Below are 2,587 nucleotides of genomic sequence, written 5' to 3'. Positions count from 1 at the left end.
TCGCGCTTCTCGACGACGGCGTGCCGGTGGTCGGCGTGGTCAGCGCCCCGGCCCTGAACCGCCGGTGGTGGGCGGTCGCGGGACAGGGCGCGTGGACGTCCTTCGAGGGCGGGGCGCCGCGCCGGATCGCGGTGTCGGAGGTGACCCGCCCGGAGTCGGCGTCGCTGAGTTTCTCGAGCCTGTCGGGCTGGCGCGACCGCGGCCTGCGCGACGAGTTCATCGCCCTGACCGACGAGGTGTGGCGGGTCCGCGCGTACGGCGACTTCTTCTCCTACTGCCTGCTCGCGGAGGGCGCCCTGGACATCGCGCTCGAGCCGGAGGTCTCGCTGTGGGACCTGGCCGCGCTCGATGTGTTGATCCGCGAGGCCGGGGGCCGGTTCACCGACGTCGAGGGCGTGGACGGCCCGCACGGCGGCAGCGCGGTCGCGACCAATTCGGCCCTGCACGACGACGTGCTCGCGAGGTTGCGTCCGGCGCACTGACCTGCGTCGGCGCGGTCGCCGGAAGCTTCTTACTCCGTAGTAGACACTCTTCTTACTCCAGAGTAAGGTTGGTGGGGTCCGATCCCATCGAGAGACTTCTGGTGATCATGAGCAAGCAAGACAGTGTGGCCCGGACCCCCCGACGCGATACGTCTGCGGTCGGCCTGAACCCGGTGAAGCGGGACGTCATGGGCGCCGCGATGCGCGTGCTCACGCGAATCACCGGTTCGGAGCTGGCGGATCGCTATAACTTCCGTCAGACCATCGACCGGGCCACGTACCAGTCCACCAAGACCGGCTTCAAGACGCTCGGTGCCGCCACCCGCGCGTTCAAGAAGGTCTCCGGCGGCGGTGCGCCGCAGCGCCTCGACGCACCGAAGAGAAGCGACTTCTTCGATCTGACCCCCACCGACGATCAGCAGATGATCGTCGAGACCGTCCAGGAATTCGCGGCCGAGATCCTCCGGCCCGCGGCCCACGACGCCGACGAGGCCGCAGCGGCGCCCACCGACCTGCTCGCCCGCGCCGCCGAGCTCGGCATCACCCTCGTCAACGTCCCCGAGGCGTTCGACGGCGCCGCCACCGAGCGCGGCACCGTCACCAACGCACTCGTCGCCGAAGCACTCGCGCACGGCGACATGGGCCTGGCGCTGCCGATCCTGGCGCCCAGCGGCGTCGCCGTCGCGCTCACCCAGTGGGGCAGCGACGAGCAGCAGAAGACCTACCTGCCCGCCTTCGCGAGCGACGACGTGCCGCAGGCCTCCGTGGTGATCGCCGAGCCGCGCGCCCTGTTCGATCCGTTCGCCCTGCAGACCAAGGCAGTGCGCTCCCCCAGCGGCTACCGCCTCAACGGCGTCAAGTCGTTCGTCCCGGCCGCGGGCAGCGCCGAGCTCTTCGTCGTCGCCGCCGAACTCGACGGCCGCCCGGCCCTGTTCATCGTCGAGGCCAAGAGCAAGGGCGTCGTCGTCGAGGCCGATCCCAGCATGGGCCTGCGTGCCGCCGGCCTCGGCCGGCTGCACCTGAACGACGTCGCGGTACCGCAGTCGGCGTTGCTCGGCTCGGACGGAACCGATTCGCTCGACACCGCCGCTGCGGACCTGCGTGCCGAGCAGTACGCCGACGCCGTGCGTCTGGCCCGTCTGGGCTGGGCCTCGCTCGCGATGGGCACCGGCCAGGCCGTGCTCGACTACGTGATCCCCTACGTCAACGAGCGCCAGGCGTTCGGTGAGCCGATCAGCCACCGTCAGGCGGTGGCCTTCATGGTCGCCAACATCAAGATCGAGCTCGACGGCATCCGTCTCGTCACCCTGCGCGGCGCCTCCCGCGCGGAACAGGGCCTGTCGTTCGCCCGCGAGGCCGCGCTGGCCCGCAAGCTCGCGACCGACAAGGGCATGCAGATCGGCCTCGACGGCGTGCAGTTGCTCGGCGGCCACGGTTTCACCAAGGAACATCCCGTCGAGCGCTGGTACCGCGACCTGCGTGCCGTCGGCGTCGCCGAGGGCATCGTCCTCATCTGAGCGGTCCGACCCGAACAAGGAATCTGTAGATGATCAATCTCGAACTTCCGAAGAAGCTCAAGGCCTCTGCGAATCAGGCTCATCAGGTCGCCGCGCAGATCTTCCGCCCGGTCTCCCGCAAGTACGACCTCGCCGAGCACGTCTACCCGGTCGAGCTCGACACGATGGCCGCGATGGTCGAGGGGCTCAACGACTCCGGGCAGGGTGCGGCCGGCGCCGCGCTCGGGCGCGACGCGAAGAAGCAGGACGCCAAGGGCGGCAACGCCAACGGCGGCAACATGGCCGGACTGCTCAACGTCATCGAAACCTGCTGGGGCGATGTCGGACTGACCTTGTCCATCCCCTACCAGGGCCTGGGCAACTCGGCGATCGCCGCGGTCGCCACCGACGAACAGCTCGAACGGTTCGGCAAGGTGTGGGCCTCGATGGCGATCACCGAACCGAGTTTCGGCTCCGACTCGGCGGCCGTGACCACCACCGCCGTGCTCGACGGCGACGAGTGGGTCCTCAACGGCGAGAAGATCTTCGTCACGGCCGGTGAGCGTTCGACGCACGTCGTCGTCTGGGCCAGCGTGGACCGATCCAAGG

Annotated in this window: 3 protein-coding genes; all 3 read left to right on the top strand. The window is 69.5% G+C overall.

What is annotated here, in order from left to right:
• Positions 1-482, top strand: a 482-nt coding sequence (locus I0Q12_RS21140; RefSeq protein ID WP_307846387.1) for an inositol monophosphatase family protein, incomplete at its 5' end; no start/stop codon positions are given.
• Between the two features lie 101 nt (positions 483-583).
• The gene (locus I0Q12_RS21135) at positions 584-1,999 is read left to right on the top strand and encodes an acyl-CoA dehydrogenase family protein (RefSeq protein ID WP_197254398.1); all 1,416 of its coding nucleotides are present in this window, start codon (positions 584-586) and stop codon (positions 1,997-1,999) included.
• A gap of 29 nt (positions 2,000-2,028) precedes the next feature.
• Positions 2,029-2,587, top strand: a 559-nt coding sequence (locus tag I0Q12_RS33450) for an acyl-CoA dehydrogenase family protein (protein ID WP_231611139.1), incomplete at its 3' end; no start/stop codon positions are given.

Source organism: Rhodococcus sp. CX, from assembly GCF_015865005.1.
Classification (GTDB): Bacteria; Actinomycetota; Actinomycetes; order Mycobacteriales; family Mycobacteriaceae; genus Rhodococcus.
This window is presented reverse-complemented; position numbering and strand designations above follow the sequence as displayed.